The organism is Anoxybacillus flavithermus (assembly GCF_002742685.1).
In the GTDB taxonomy this organism is placed as follows: Bacteria; Bacillota; Bacilli; order Bacillales; family Anoxybacillaceae; genus Anoxybacillus; species Anoxybacillus flavithermus_E.
Genome location: NZ_PEDM01000006.1, coordinates 57,964 through 72,911, shown reverse-complemented (window position 1 = coordinate 72,911; position 14,948 = coordinate 57,964). Strand labels below are relative to the sequence as shown.

Here is a 14,948-nt window from a genome sequence, read left to right as displayed (position 1 = left end):
TTTACCGAATGGAGACAACTTTGTTTGTCATATTGTGTCAGTTCTCTTTCGACATTTTTTGCATCACGTATTGTTCATAAATCGCTGTTGCTTCTTCACACAACCGTTTTTGTAGCGCCATCCACATTTGTTCATAAAACTCGGAAGGGAGAGTCAACGTGTATACGTGTTCAAAAAAGTCGTTTAATACAAGCCAAATGCGCAACAATAAATAGTTATCGGTGGCTTCTACAATCCGTCGGAAAAATGAATTGTACGTATGCTCCGTTTGTGATATAAGCTCAAGCTTTTCATCTGTCAGTCGCTCGCAAGCAAGTTGTAAGCATATGCGCTCTATGAATATTTTTGTTTCTATTAAATCTCGTTTTTCCCGATTTCCTTGCAAAATAAACGAGCCAAGTAGTTGAATGAGCTGATGGTCGCCAAACGGTTTCATAAACGTTCCTTCCCCGCGCCGCGTTTCAATTAACCCAAGCAACTCTAATGCTCGCAACGCTTCACGAACGGAAGAACGACCGACTCGTAATCGGTCGGCTAACTCTCGTTCAGATGGCAATCGATCGCCAGGTTGAAGACCTGCTTCTTCAATCATGCGATGAATTTGCCAAAACGTTTCAATGTATACTTTAGAAGTAGTCATCGATGTCCTCACCTGCAATCAAAGCTAATTGTCGTGTTCGCTTTTCTACTTCTTTTGGATCAACAATCACTTGCGCAACCCCTGTTTCAATTGCCGCTTTTGCCACTGCGGCAGCAACTGCTGGAGCGACACGCGGATCGAAAGGAGCTGGAATCACATAATCGGCACGCAACTCATCTTCTGCAATTAACTGTGCTATCGCTTCAACGGCCGCTATTTTCATTTGTTCATTAATTTGTTTTGCGCGCACATCAAGCGCCCCTCTAAAAATACCTGGAAATGCCAAAACATTATTGACTTGATTCGGATAATCAGAACGTCCTGTGCCAACAACGGCGGCACCTGCTTGCAATGCTTCTTCCGGCATAATTTCTGGCGTCGGGTTTGCCATCGCAAAAATAATTGCATCTCGATTCATCGTTTCGATCATGCTAGCTGTCAATGCCCCTGCAACCGACACACCAATAAATACATCGGCACCAACGATCACTTCCCGTAACGATCCAGACTTTCTCTCATGGTTTGTCCACTGAGCAATGTCTTGCTTCATGTCATTCATTCCGTACGGACGTCCTTCATAAATTGCCCCTTTGGAATCGCACATGATCATATGTTTAACGCCATAACAGCGAAGCAATTTAATAATCGCTATTCCTGCCGCCCCTGCCCCGTTAATGACAACTCGAATGTCTTCTATTTTTTTATTCACTAACTTTAATGCATTTACTAAACCAGCAACGGTTACAATCGCTGTTCCATGTTGATCGTCATGAAAAACAGGAATGTTTAGTTCTTGCTTTAAGCGCTCTTCAATGATAAAACAATGCGGAGCCGCAATATCTTCTAAGTTAATGCCACCAAATGTCGGCTCAAGTAGCTTCACTGTTTGAATGATTTGTTCCGCGTCTGATGTATTTAAACAAATCGGAAACGCATCAACTCCAGCAAAACTTTTAAAAAGGACTGCCTTCCCTTCCATAACTGGCAACGCTGCTTCTGCTCCAATATTTCCAAGTCCTAATACTGCGCTTCCATTCGATACAACAGCCACTGTATTCGCTTTTAACGTATAATCGTATATTTTGTTCGGTTCATGATGAATAACTTTGCACGGTTCTGCTACACCGGGAGAATAAGCTAAACTTAAATCATAAGCATTTTTTAACGGCACTTTCGATTTTATTTCTAGTTTTCCTTGATAACGCTCATGCATATGGAGCGCTTCTTTAAACAACGACACGACATATTCCTCCCTAACAAGCAGCCACTGGTCTGACCACTTAACTTCTATAAAAATATAATAAAAATGAGAAATAGTAAAGCATTTTTATCTCACAACGACATTCCCATCGCCAAGCAATGCTGTCAATTGCCGAATGCTCTCATCGTTTGGGGATACTGCGTACTCATGGGAGAGCTGCACTTTTTTTCGTTCTTTTTCATAATACAAAATAACAGGTGCATATCCGCGATGAGCGGTTAATACATCTTTTAACTGTTTTAATACAGATGGTGACGCGTGCTGTTCATCAATTTTCACGTAAACACATACCGGCTTCCTCACTTGTTGTACAATGAGATACCAGCCATTTGGTCGCTGCTCTATTTTCCCTTCCATGTACAACACGCTTCCTTGTTGTAATAAAGAATGAAATCGACTATAAATCGTCGGAAATGCGATCGCATACCATTCATCGCTATCATCACAAATCGTCACAAACGCCATTTCTTCCCCTTTTTTTGTCCGCTTTTTCGTCACCTCCTCAACGTATGCGATCACTTTGCCAACATTCGCTTTTTCTATTTCCCATTCGTACATACGTTTTGCTCCCCACATCGAGCAAAAATGTGAAAATGATTCAACAGGATGAGGGGACACGTATACGTTGAGCCATTGCTTCTCATATTTCAGTTGATCGATGAGTGATAGCGGTTCAGCATGAACGTATTTTGGTCTTACATTAAGAGGGAGATTCATCAACTCTGCATGCTCAATCGCGACGTCAATACTCGCATAAAGGGTGGCACGCCCGATTTGAAATTCATCAAAGCTGCCAGAAAAAATAAGTGCTTCAATAATCTTTTTTTGTGAAGGCTCAATACGTAGTCGTGAAACAAAATCAAAAAAATCGGAAAAGGGGCGTTTTTGACGCTCCTGGATGATTTGTTTGACAAAGTCGGAGCTCACTTGCTTAATGGCTAACAACCCAAAGCGAATGCCGTTGTCATCGACGGTAAAGTGCCCTTCACTTCTCGCAATGGAAGGGGGAAGTAGCCGTATTTTTTTATTCCGAAGTTCATATACACATTGCATCATTTTTTCTTTTTGTCCACTTACGTTTGTTAATAATGTTGCATAAAAATCGAGCGGATAATGAGCTTTAATATACGCAAGCATATATGCGATGTAGCTATATGCTACTGCGTGACTACGGTTAAACCCATATCCAGCAAAACGAACGATCAGTTCATACAAGTCGTTTGCGAGATGGATATCGTATCCATTTTGTATGCATCCCTCAACAAAATGCTTTTTCTCTTGTTCCATTTGTCTAACGTCTTTTTTACTTATTGCTCGACGTAATAAATCTGCCTCAGCTAACGAAAACTTGGCCATTTGTTCAGCAATTTTCATAATTTGTTCTTGATACACGATGACGCCATATGTCGGCTGCAAAATCGATTGCAAATCATCATGCATGTAACGGATCGGTTCACGACCATATTTACGGGAAATATATGTTGGAATTTGCTCCATCGGTCCCGGACGAAATAAAGCGTTCACTGCAACAATATCTTCAAACGTTGTCGGTTGTAATTCGCGCAATACCCGTTTCATTCCTTCTGATTCAAGCTGAAACACACCAAATGTATCCCCTTGACTTAAGAGTACATACGTTTTTTGATCATCAATTGGCATGTTTTCGAAACTCAAGCGGTGACCCGTACGCTGTGCAATACTTTGAATCATTTGCTCGATCATCGTTAAATTTTTAAGCGCAAGCAAATCAAATTTTAGTAGTCCTAGTCGTTCAAGCGCATCCATCGCATATTGCGTCACATATGTTGTCGTTTGCCCACTTTGAAGAGGAACGATGTCCGTTAATGGACGTGGGCTAATTACAATGCCAGCAGCATGAACGGACGTATGCTTCGGTAAACCTTCAATTCGTTGTGCAACGTAATGCCATGGTCGCGTGCGATCAAAGCTTCCGGTTGCTAGTGTTTGTTGGATTTCGTGTTCATCGACATCAAAAACACGACCAACTTCACGAATAGCAGAACGCATCCCGAAAGTCCCGAACGTGATAATTTGTGCAACGTGATCGATTCCGTATTTTTGTTCAATATAACGAATCACTTCTTCACGACGATTATCAGGGAAATCGATATCAATATCCGGGAGAGATAGACGAGCTGGATTTAAAAAACGCTCAAACAATAACCCATACTGCAACGGGTCTACTTGCGTAATACCGAGTATGTAAGCAACGAGCGAACCTGCGGCTGATCCACGTCCCGGTCCGGTTAATATGCCTCGCTCACGTGCAAAACGAACAAAATCGGCAACAATTAAAAAGTAATCGCTAAAGTTCATCTGCTGAATGATTTGCAACTCATATTGTAACCGAGCAACATATGCTTCTGGCCGGTCAGGAAAACGTTTCGTTAATTGCTCCCAACACCACATTTGCAAATATTCATCAGCCGTTTTCCCTAAAGGAACAGGGTAGCGTGGCATAAACCACTTTTTATAATCAAACGTCACATTACATCGCTGGGAAATGCGCACAGTCTCCTCAACAGCTTCGCGATACATTGAGAATAATGAGATCATTTCGTCAGCGCTTTTGAGATCGTATTCATTCGTTAAAAAGCGTGGACGGTTCGAGTCAGTCATTTTTTTTCCTTGTTTCATCGCAAGCAAACATTCGCACGCAAGCACATCTTCTTTATATACGTAACGTACATCGTTTGTTGCTACGAGCGGAACGTTCCACCGCTTACTATGCGCAAAAAGTAATGGCAACAATTGTGCCTGTTCTAATAAGCCATGTTGTTGCACGTTTATATAAAAATCACCGCGTTGAAACAACTGAGCATACGTTTGAACGAGTTCTTCTGCTTGAACGATTTCCCCGCTCAATAAATACTGTTCCACACGACCATGTATCCCACTTGTCATACCAATTAATTCGCTCGTATAACGAGATAAATCACATAAAGAAATGCCTTTTCCATTATTCATTTGAATAATTGTAGCAACATGGACAAGTTGACGATACCCGTCGTTATTTTTTGCTAGCAACACAAGCTGATCAGTATGACCATATTCATCAATGACGGTTGCTATCATACCAATAATCGGCTTAATTCCATGTACTTGACACATCTCATAAAACGGAATAACACCATACAACACATTTTCATCCGTTAATGCGATCGCCGGAAATCGAAGCTCGCGTGCACGGGTGACGAGCTCTTCTATTTTAATTGTGCTACTTAATAAACTATAGCCACTTCTCACTTGTAGATGGATAAACGACAATGTGTCCCCCACCTTTTCTATTTTTTTCTATTATATGCTCTGTAAAAGCTGAAAAGCAAAACATACCTTACTTGTTTGTCCCATATACATAGTATACAGAAGGAGTGAGAAGGATGGAGATGAAAACAGCGTTTTTACCTGCTTTTATTCAAAGCTATTTCATTGCTTTAGGCGTGTTAGTTGGAGGAGCACTCATCGGGGGATTCGGGGCTTTTTTGTCTGGTGAACCTCCACTGACAATGATGTATCGGTTTGCAAGCAGTTTAAAAATTTGGGCGTTAATTGCAGCGATTGGGGGGACGTTTGATACGTTTTACAGCGTTGAACGTGGATTTTTCCAAGGAGAAACACGCGATGTCATTAAACAATTTTTACTCATTTTATCGGCAACCGGTGGGGCACAAACAGGTATGACATTTATTCGCTGGTTTACACAGGAGCATGGCGCATGAGAGTTCCGCCGTACACACGCGATCCCGGATGGCAACGTTTTTTCGCTGGAGTGGCAATTGGAGCACTTATCAGCTGGATCGTTTTTACACAAATTTTTGGGATTTTACAAGAAAAACAAGTGCGTCAACTCAAAACTCAACAAGAAATCATTGCTCAATTAAAACATGATTTAAACATTTGGCAACAAGATTACATCCAGCTAAACAAAGAAAATAAAAAACGACTGACAATTCAATCCATTGATGTAAAAGTGATCAATGCTCAATCGTACGGCATCGATACGTACACAACCTTCCGCATTGAAGAGGATATAAAAAGAGATATCCAACATATAACTGCCAAAGATATCGAAACAGTATATAAAAGTAAAGAGTTATTAAAAAAAGCGATTGAAAATAAAACGTACATCATCGACAATCGGACGTACCATCTCGATATCGAAACAATTTTATTTTTCACCAATATATCTATCGAACTAAAATTAAAGCAACAGTAGAAAGAAGCCTACTGTTGCTTGCACACTTCGTTTAAATCTGCCAATACGTGTTCAATTTCCTCCCACGAATAAATAGACGCGCCTGCTGCCAATGGATGGCCACCGCCATGATATTTTTTCGCCACTTCATTAACGATTGGCCCTCTTGAACGAAGACGGACACGAATTTGATCATCTTCTTCTACAAAAAACACCCATGCTTTTATTCCTTCAATATTTCCAAGCACACTCACGAGTTGCGAAGCTTCCGATGGCGTTGCATCATATTGTTTTAACAACTCTTTTGTTAATATAATATGAGCGACTCCATGTTCAGATAGCTCGAAATTTTGCAACACATATCCGCTTAAATGTGCAATCGATAATTTCGTTCGATATAGTTGATCATATAAATCGACAAACGAAAACCCGTATTCAACTAGTTCGCTTGCGTATTTAAATGTTTTCGGATTTGTACTTGGGAAAAGGAAACGGCCGGTATCTCCAACAATGCCCGCGTAAATGAGCCGAGCGGCTTCCTTCGTTAGAATGAGACCATGTTCTTTTCCAATTAAGTATAACTCATAAATCATTTCGCTAACGGAGCTTGCATTTGTATCTACCCATAAGATGTCACCGTATGGATCTTCATTCGGATGATGGTCGATTTTAATAATTTTTTTCCCTAGCTTATAACGTTGATCGCATACACGTTCTTCATTTGCTGTATCGCAAACGATCACAAGCGCATCGTTATACATTTCATCCGGAATAACATCCATTTTACGTAAAAATTCAAGCGACGGCTCATCTTTTCCAACCGTATATACTCTTTTTTCTGGAAATGACGCTTGAATAAGTTCTGCTAATCCCCCTTGCGAACCGTACGCATCGGGATCTGGTCGAACGTGCCGATGAATAATAATCGTATCAAATTGCCGAATATGATTAATAATTTCCAAAACTTTTTGTTCCATGGCGCTTCTCCCTTTTTTTCTCCATTAAAACATATTTTATTATGATTCGAAAAGATGTAAAATAATCACGCAACAATTTTTTCTTTTGGAGGACTGAATATGCCGATATTTGTTATACTTATCATTTTTTCACTTTCGTTTTATTTGTATTACAAAATAAAATATTTCCGCAGTAGAAAACCGATGGAACGAAAATGGATTAGCGCAAAATCAAGCATTGCGCTCGGCTCATTTGTATTTTTCTTTGCGATCAATCAATTTTTCATTCATCGTTCAACGGTATCTTTCATCGTTGGCATTGTGTTTCTTCTTGTCGGTGCAGGAAGCATATGGGCAGGTTACCGCGCCCATCGCTATTATTTTCCGCTTGCTGTAAAAGAAGCGGAAGAAACGAAATAGGCTGCCGTGCGCAGCCTATTGTCGTTCAATTAATTGACACATCATCAGCGCTTTTCCGACAAGCGTCCCCTCATTAAACACTTCAACGTCAACTTTTCCAAACTTACGTCCAATTTCTAACAATTTCGGTTTAATATCAATTACGCTATCAATTTGTACAGGTTTAATAAAGTAAATAGTAACGTTCTCCACAACTAAATCGCCTCGTTTATGTAACCGAAGCGCACGCGTGGCGGCCTCGGTTACAATCGTCGTAAATACACCGTATGATAATGTTCCTAAATGATTTGTCATTTGCGGAGTAATGTTACAGCGAAAAACACCATCAACTGTTTCAGTTAAAAACTGAGTTGTTACAATGTCATCAATGGTCTCGCCAACTTGTGGCTGACGTTGGACCATTTGTAACGCTTTTAATACGTCTTGACGACTAATAATCCCTTGAAGTCGGTGATATTCATCGACTACAGGCAACACTTCTATGCCTTCCCACACCATCATATGTGAAGCGGAAGCGACTGACGTTTTCCCACTTACCGTAATCGGATGTTTCGTCATTACTTTTTCAATGAGCACGTCACGATCATATCCCATCACATCTTTTGCAGTCACGATTCCCTGTACTTTTAATTGTTGATCAATGACTGGAAAGCGGCTATGCTTCGTTTCATGATTAAGTTCATACCACCGCTCGATTCGGTCTGTCACATACAAATATGCTGTTTTTTCGAATGGTGTTAAAATATCCTCAACGAGCACGATTTCTTTTTTAATTAGCTGGTCATAAATGGCACGATTAATCATGGTCGCAACCGTAAACGTATCGTAACTTGTCGAAATGATCGGTAGTTGCCGCTCATCCGCTAATTTTTTTACATGTTCTTCTGTGTCAAAACCGCCTGTAATAAGCACGCCCGCTCCGGCTTCAAGCGCTAATTCGTGCGCTTTTGTTCGGTTCCCGACGATCAACAAATTCCCTGCACCTGTATAACGCATCATCGCTTCAAGCTTCATCGCGCCGATCACAAATTTATTTAATGTTTTATGTAACCCTTCTTTTCCACCGAGCACTTGCCCATCAACAATATTGACAACTTCAGCATACGTTAACTTTTCAATATTGTCTTTCTTCTTTTGTTCAATGCGAATCGTGCCGACACGCTCAATTGTGCTCACGTACCCTTTTGTTTCAGCGTCTTTAATGGCACGATAAGCCGTTCCTTCGCTTACTCCCATTTCTTTCGCAATTTGTCGAACCGATATTTTTTCTCCGACCGGTAAGCTCTCAATATATTGCAAAATTTGTTCGTGCTTCGTAATTGTCAAGTTGCCCCACCCTTTTTCGACAGTTTCTTACTCTTATTATAAGGGTGTGCATGACTGCATTCAATGAACGTTTTCACAGTTCCATGCTTTCGCCAACATGCAAGACGCGACCAACACCCTCGATCATCGCCACGAACCGTCGCGGATCTTGTTGAATGATAGGGAATGTATTGTAATGAATAGGAACAACCATTTTCGCTTTTAACCATTTCGCTGCAATCGCTGCATCCTCTGGTCCCATTGTAAAGTTATCTCCAATTGGTAAAAAGGCAACATCAATATGATTCATTTCCCCGATGAGCTTCATATCAGAAAATAGCGCTGTATCTCCGGCATGATAAATCGTTTTTCCTTCGGCATGAAATAAAATACCGCTTGGCATTCCTGTATAAACAATCGTTTCATCTTCTTCTACATAGCTAGAGCCGTGAAACGCTTGCGTCAATTTTACTTTACCGAACTCAAACGTAAATGATCCACCGATGTGCATCGGATGAGTCCGAACACCTTTCCAGCCCAAATACGTAGCTAATTCATAAGGAGCAATGACGAGGGCATCGTTCTTTTTCGCTAATGAGACTGTATCACCGACATGATCATTATGACCATGTGTTAATAAAATAACATCGGCATGAACGTCCTCTGCTTTTAAATCTGTTAGCGGATTTCCTGTAATAAAAGGATCAATGAAAATCGTTTTTCCATTCGTTTCAATTTTCACAATAGAATGTCCGTGGTAAGTCAGTTTCATTTTTCATTCTCCTTTCTTCGTTTTTCCTATGATTTTGTTTCTTCATTTTTGCACTATTTCCTTCTTTTTTCGTTCATGATAAGCTGAAAAAGAAAGGACGTGAATATGATGGAACGAATGAGCAAACTCCAACAAAAATTGAAAGAAACAAACGCGTCATGGGCGTTCATTACATCGACAGCAAACGTTTTTTATTTTAGCAACTTTTACAGCAACCCACATGAGCGGCTATTAGCTATTGTCGTGTTTCCAAATGACGAACCGTTTCTCATTTGTCCAGAAATGGATGTGAATCAAGCGAAACAAGCCGGTTGGGCATATACGATCATCAGCTATGATGATGTGCATCATCCTTGGCATATGTTGCGCAATGAGCTAAATAGACGAAACGTACAAACGGAACGAATTGGTATTGAAACATCTCATATGACGGTAAGCCGTCTCGAACAACTACAATCATGCTTTTCACATGCATCGTTTTTCGATTTAACCAATACGCTTCATGAACTACGTATGACAAAAGATGAAAAAGAACTACAAACGCTTCGTCAAGCAGCTGAATTAGCTGATTTCGGTGTCGATGTCGGTGTTCGTTCCATAAAAGAAGGAAAAACAGAATTGGAGATCATCGCTACCATTGAATACGAGTTAAAGAAAAAAGGGGTGCGCACGATGGCATTTGATACGATGGTTCTCGTTGGAACAAATAGCGCACATCCCCACGGTGTCCCAGGAATGAATCGCATTCAAGCAGGTGATTTCGTGTTATTTGACCTCGGCATCGTGCTTGATGGATATTGTTCCGACATTACGCGCACGGTCGTATTCGGACAACCAACAGAAGAACAAAAACGCATATACAACACCGTCTTACAAGCACAGCAAGCTGCGATTCATGCATGTCAAATTGGTGCATCCATCGGAAGCATTGACAAGGCAGCTCGTTCACGAATTGAACGAGAAGGTTACGGGGCGTATTTCCCGCATCGAATTGGTCATGGTCTTGGTATTGATGTTCATGAATATCCGTCAATGAACGCAACAAATACCATGCCACTTCAAGCAGGAATGGTATTTACAATTGAGCCCGGTATTTACGTCCCATCTGTCGGTGGCGTACGCATTGAAGACGACGTATATATGACTGGAAGAGGACCGCTTCTTTTAACAACATACCCAAAAGAACTACAGATCATATAGGCTGTCATGTTGGCAGCCTATTTTCGATAACGATGAATAACATCAAGCCCTCCTGTCACTTCAATGACTGTCCCTGTAATCATATCGGAGTGATCATCACATAAAAATTCAACGACACGGGCAATATCTTCTCCCGTCCCTGAACGGCCAATCGGTGTCATGTCGTCTTTCACCTGACGAGCATATGCAATCGTTGCCTCTTTCATTTCTCCAATAATATTTCCCGGACAAACCATATTTGCGGTAATGCCATATTCCGCTTCCTCAAGTGCAATCGTTTTTGTAAGAGAAACGAGCCCTACTTTTGCTGCACTAAATGCTGAACGGTACATCCATCCTGGTGCGTGATCTGCTCCTTGAAAACCATACGTCACAATGCGGCCGAAACGTTGGTTACGCATGATCGGAACAACTCGTTTAAACAAATGAAACATGGCGCTTAAGTTCCCTTCAATCATTTCATACCACTCATCATCGGTATAATCGGCTAACTTTTTTCGTTCAAATATGTAAGGGCCTGCATTATGAACTAAATAATCGATGCGTCCAAATTTAGCAACGGCTTCATCGACAAGACAGATTAAATCTTCTTTATTCGTCACATCCCCTTGCACAAAATGAAGGCGGTCATGACAATCACGATACATTTCTTTCAACGCTTCAACAGCTTGTATGTCGCTTCGATAATGGACGGTAACGGCATATCCTTTGTTTAAAAATCGTTCCGTCACTTTTTTTCCGAGACCTTTCGATCCTGCTGTTACAATGGCATGTCTCACACTCATCCCTCCATCCATACTTTGCTATGTTTATCGTACTACAAATAGGCGGAGGAAAACACTTGTTATGCTCGCTAGAAACAAAAGAGGCGTTATCGCCTCTTTTGTTCATCTTCCTGTTCAATGACCCCGCTAATGTATGCATCTGTAATTTGCTCAGTCACTTCTGAAACGCCGTTTTCATCATAATACAGTTGTTCTTTTTGTTCCTTTTCACGCATTGTTTTTACCCCTTTCGTCATAATTTTTTCGACAATACGTAGTGTTTGTTTTACAAAAAATGATATACTTGAATAGGAAGGAAAATTTTTTATTGGGGGAATGTTTATGTACAAGTATAAAAAAATTTTAGTGGCAGTCGATGGCTCCAAAGAAGCAGAATGGGCGTTTAAAAAAGCAATTGAAATCGCCAAACGCAACGATGCTTCACTCGTTCTTTCGCACATTATCGACGTTCGTTCATTCGCGACCATTGAAGCATACGATCGAACAGTGGCAGAGCGAGCGGAAAAATTCGCAAAAGAATTGTTGCAATCATACGAAAAGCAAGCAGTCGATGCGGGCGTCAAAGAAGTCGTCACAGATATTGAGTACGGTTCCCCAAAAGTAAAAATTTCGAAAGAAGTCGCTCCGAAATATGAAGTAGATTTAATTGTTTGTGGCGCAACAGGAATGAGCGCTGTGGAACGATTTTTCATTGGAAGCGTTTCTGAACATATTACAAGATATGCGAAATGCGACGTACTCGTCGTACGCACCCCAGAACAAACAGAGGCATAAAAGCGTTTGCTTTTATGCCTCTATTATTTGTTTCGCTTTTTCGATTGCTTGCTTCACTTCTTTAAATCCCGTTCCACCTGCACTCATGCGACGGTTGACAGCTGTATACGGATCAAGCGCTTCATAAATATCTTCCTCAAATAATGGCGAAGCTTGTTGATACACATGAAGCGGTAAATCAGCTAAAAAAACACCTCGTTCAATACATGTCAGCACAAGTTTTCCAACGATTTCATGCGCCTCGCGAAACGGCACCCCTTTTTTCGCTAAATAATCCGCTAGTTCCGTTGCATTGGAAAAATCTTGTTTCGTTACTTTTTCCATCACATCTGTGCGGACTGTCATCGTTTCAATCATTCCAGCAAAAATTTTTAAGCTACCGATCACCGTTTGAACGGTATCAAACATTCCTTCTTTATCTTCTTGCATATCTTTATTGTAAGCAAGCGGTAGCCCTTTCATAACGGTCAATAAAGCCATTAAGTTTCCATACACTCGCCCCGTTTTCCCTCGAATAAGTTCAGCCATATCTGGATTTTTCTTTTGCGGCATAATGCTGCTTCCCGTCGCAAACGTATCATCCATTTCGATAAACTGAAACTCCTGGCTCGACCAAAGAATAAGCTCTTCACAAAAACGAGATAAATGCATCATTAAAATAGAGCTATTACTTAAAAATTCAATAATAAAATCGCGATCACTTACCGCATCTAAACTATTTTCATATATGCTGTCAAAACCGAGAAGTTGTGCTGTTAAATGGCGATCGATCGGAAACGTTGTTCCTGCGAGCGCTCCAGCACCGAGGGGTGATTTGTTAATTCGTTTGAGCGACTCGGCAAAACGTTCGCGATCCCGTTCAAACATCCATACGTACGCCATGAGATGATGAGCAAACGAAATCGGCTGCGCCCGTTGCAAGTGCGTATAGCCGGGGACAAGCGTTTCAATATGTTGTTCTGCTTTTTTCACAAGCACACGTTGCAACTGACGAATAAGTTCAATGATCTCAATCACTCGTTTTCGTAAATATAAATGCATATCTGTCGCCACTTGATCGTTGCGGCTTCTCCCTGTATGAAGCTTACCACCAACAGGACCAACTTCATCTATTAACATTTTTTCAATGTTTAAATGAATATCTTCATAAGCAACAGAAAAAGAAAGTTCCCCTTTTTTCGCTTTTTCTAATAGCTTCATTAATCCGTTTTTGATCGTTGCAACGTCTTCTTTCGGTAAAATACCGCATTCGCCAAGCATCGTCACATGCGCGATACTTCCTTCGATATCTTCTTCAACGAGCTGTTGATCAAAATGGATCGATGCACCAAAGTCATCGACCCATTGTGCTGCTGTTTTTGTAAATCGTCCCCCCCATAACTTCTTCACACGTTCACCTTCTTTTCTCCATTGACGATGCTATATACTTTTGTAGGCAAACCAAATAGAGAAATAAATCCGACAGCTGCTTGATGATCGAATTCGTCTTCTGCTGTATACGTCGCTAACTTTTCATCATATAACGAAAACGGAGATTTTCGCCCTTCTACAATCGCATGACCTTTAAACAATTTCACACGTACAACGCCTGTCACATTTTTTTGCGTTTCTTTTAAAAATGCAACAAGCGCGTCTTTTAGTGGTGAAAACCAAAGACCATTATAAATGACTTCCGCAATTTTTTGCTCGATGATCGGCTTGAAATGAGCTACTTCTTTTACAAGCGTTAAGTCTTCTAACTCTTTATGTGCTTTAATCAACGTCATCGCACCAGGACATTCGTATACTTCACGTGATTTAATGCCAACGAGTCGGTTTTCCACATGGTCGATGCGACCGACACCGTGTTTCCCTGCTAGTGCATTTAATTGTAAAATAAGATCTGCAAGCGAATATGCTTTTCCGTTAATTGTTTTCGGTACCCCTTGTTCAAAACCGATTTCAATGACATCTGGTTCATTCGGTGTATGTTCAAGTGCAGTTGTTAACTCATACGCTTCTTCTGGCGGCGCTGCCCACGGATCTTCCAAAATACCACATTCGTTACTTCTTCCCCATAAGTTTTGATCAATAGAAAACGGGCTATCTAAATCGATTGGAATCGGAATGTTATGTTGCTTTGCATATTCAATTTCTTCTTCGCGCGACCATTTCCACTCCCGAACAGGCGCAATCACTTTTAAATTCGGATTTAATGCTTGAATCGATACCTCAAAACGCACTTGGTCATTCCCTTTTCCTGTGCACCCGTGCGCAACAGCAACCGCTCCTTCTAATTCAGCAATTTCAACGAGTTTTTTCGAAATTAACGGACGGGACAACGCAGAGATGAGCGGATATTTTCCTTCATATAGCGCATGGGCTTGTAAAGCAATTAACGCATATTCATTCGCAAACTCTTCTTTCGCATCAATCATATATGATTGTACAGCGCCAACTTTCAACGCTTTTTCTTTCACAAACTCTAAATCTTTTCCTTCTCCGACATCTAAACAACAAGCTACAACATCATATCCTTGTTCTTGTAGCCATTTAATCGCTACCGATGTATCTAAACCCCCAGAATAAGCGAGCACTACTTTTGGTTTTGCCATGATCGTTCCTCCCTAAAGAATAAAA

The 14,948-nt window shown here is 40.9% G+C and carries 15 protein-coding genes; 5 read left to right on the top strand and 10 right to left on the bottom strand.

Going from position 1 to position 14,948, the window contains the following annotated elements:
- Positions 1–37 precede the first annotated feature (37 nt).
- The 3 genes from CS060_RS04970 to dnaE all read right to left on the bottom strand — a co-directional run bounded on the left by CS060_RS04970 (position 38) and on the right by dnaE (position 5,189).
- Positions 38–640 (bottom strand): FadR/GntR family transcriptional regulator, encoded by a 603-nt coding sequence (locus CS060_RS04970; RefSeq protein ID WP_035047000.1) that lies wholly within the window; start codon positions 638–640, stop codon positions 38–40.
- On the bottom strand, positions 627–1,880 hold the full coding sequence (gene ystJ, locus CS060_RS04965) for an NADP-dependent malic enzyme (RefSeq protein WP_035046998.1): 1,254 nt from the start codon (positions 1,878–1,880) through the stop codon (positions 627–629). Before ystJ ends, CS060_RS04970 begins: the two co-directional genes overlap by 14 nt.
- Before the next feature lie 87 nt (positions 1,881–1,967).
- Positions 1,968–5,189 (bottom strand): DNA polymerase III subunit alpha, encoded by a 3,222-nt coding sequence (gene dnaE / locus CS060_RS04960; protein ID WP_099668743.1) that lies wholly within the window; start codon positions 5,187–5,189, stop codon positions 1,968–1,970.
- A 113-nt stretch (positions 5,190–5,302) separates the two neighbouring features.
- On the opposite strand from dnaE, the gene ytrH reads away from it, so the two are divergent.
- Complete coding sequence (ytrH, locus tag CS060_RS04955) at positions 5,303–5,641, top strand: sporulation membrane protein YtrH (RefSeq protein WP_021093776.1); 339 nt, start codon at positions 5,303–5,305, stop codon at positions 5,639–5,641.
- Positions 5,638–6,138 carry a sporulation membrane protein YtrI gene (ytrI, locus tag CS060_RS04950; RefSeq protein WP_099668742.1) on the top strand — a complete coding sequence of 167 codons (501 nt, stop codon included), beginning with the start codon at positions 5,638–5,640 and terminating at the stop codon, positions 6,136–6,138. The genes ytrH and ytrI overlap by 4 nt, the downstream gene beginning before the upstream one ends.
- A gap of 8 nt (positions 6,139–6,146) precedes the next feature.
- Here ytrI and CS060_RS04945 read toward each other — a convergent pair whose 3' ends face one another.
- Positions 6,147–7,094 carry a DHH family phosphoesterase gene (locus CS060_RS04945; RefSeq protein ID WP_035050629.1) on the bottom strand — a complete coding sequence of 316 codons (948 nt, stop codon included), beginning with the start codon at positions 7,092–7,094 and terminating at the stop codon, positions 6,147–6,149.
- A gap of 99 nt (positions 7,095–7,193) precedes the next feature.
- On the opposite strand from CS060_RS04945, the gene CS060_RS04940 reads away from it, so the two are divergent.
- Positions 7,194–7,493 carry a YtpI family protein gene (locus tag CS060_RS04940; protein ID WP_035050628.1) on the top strand — a complete coding sequence of 100 codons (300 nt, stop codon included), beginning with the start codon at positions 7,194–7,196 and terminating at the stop codon, positions 7,491–7,493.
- Between the two features lie 15 nt (positions 7,494–7,508).
- Here CS060_RS04940 and CS060_RS04935 read toward each other — a convergent pair whose 3' ends face one another.
- Both CS060_RS04935 and CS060_RS04930 read right to left on the bottom strand, forming a co-directional pair.
- A complete protein-coding gene (locus CS060_RS04935; RefSeq protein WP_035050626.1) occupies positions 7,509–8,819 on the bottom strand; it encodes a CBS domain-containing protein in 1,311 nt (436 codons plus the stop codon).
- A 73-nt stretch (positions 8,820–8,892) separates the two neighbouring features.
- On the bottom strand, positions 8,893–9,570 hold the full coding sequence (locus tag CS060_RS04930) for a metal-dependent hydrolase (RefSeq protein WP_035050625.1): 678 nt from the start codon (positions 9,568–9,570) through the stop codon (positions 8,893–8,895).
- A 105-nt stretch (positions 9,571–9,675) separates the two neighbouring features.
- Here CS060_RS04930 and CS060_RS04925 point away from each other — a divergent pair, with 105 nt between their 5' ends.
- Positions 9,676–10,770, top strand: coding sequence for a M24 family metallopeptidase (locus tag CS060_RS04925; RefSeq protein ID WP_035050623.1), 1,095 nt, complete (start codon positions 9,676–9,678; stop codon positions 10,768–10,770).
- Between the two features lie 17 nt (positions 10,771–10,787).
- Here the strand turns inward: CS060_RS04925 and CS060_RS04920 are convergent, their stop codons facing one another.
- Together CS060_RS04920 and CS060_RS14290 are read right to left on the bottom strand one after the other, a co-directional pair.
- A complete protein-coding gene (locus CS060_RS04920; protein WP_180271058.1) occupies positions 10,788–11,567 on the bottom strand; it encodes an SDR family oxidoreductase in 780 nt (259 codons plus the stop codon).
- A gap of 74 nt (positions 11,568–11,641) precedes the next feature.
- Entirely contained in the window at positions 11,642–11,770 is a 129-nt protein-coding gene (locus CS060_RS14290) for a hypothetical protein (protein WP_255350591.1), read from the bottom strand.
- Between the two features lie 106 nt (positions 11,771–11,876).
- On the opposite strand from CS060_RS14290, the gene CS060_RS04915 reads away from it, so the two are divergent.
- Positions 11,877–12,329, top strand: coding sequence for a universal stress protein (locus CS060_RS04915; protein WP_009361531.1), 453 nt, complete (start codon positions 11,877–11,879; stop codon positions 12,327–12,329).
- 12 nt (positions 12,330–12,341) lie between these two features.
- On the opposite strand, the gene argH is transcribed toward CS060_RS04915, so the two are convergent.
- Positions 12,342–13,718, bottom strand: a complete 1,377-nt coding sequence (gene argH, locus CS060_RS04910) for an argininosuccinate lyase (protein ID WP_099668741.1) — start codon at positions 13,716–13,718, stop codon at positions 12,342–12,344.
- The gene (locus CS060_RS04905; protein WP_035050620.1) at positions 13,715–14,923 is read right to left on the bottom strand and encodes an argininosuccinate synthase; all 1,209 of its coding nucleotides are present in this window, start codon (positions 14,921–14,923) and stop codon (positions 13,715–13,717) included. Before CS060_RS04905 ends, argH begins: the two co-directional genes overlap by 4 nt.
- Positions 14,924–14,948 lie beyond the last annotated feature (25 nt).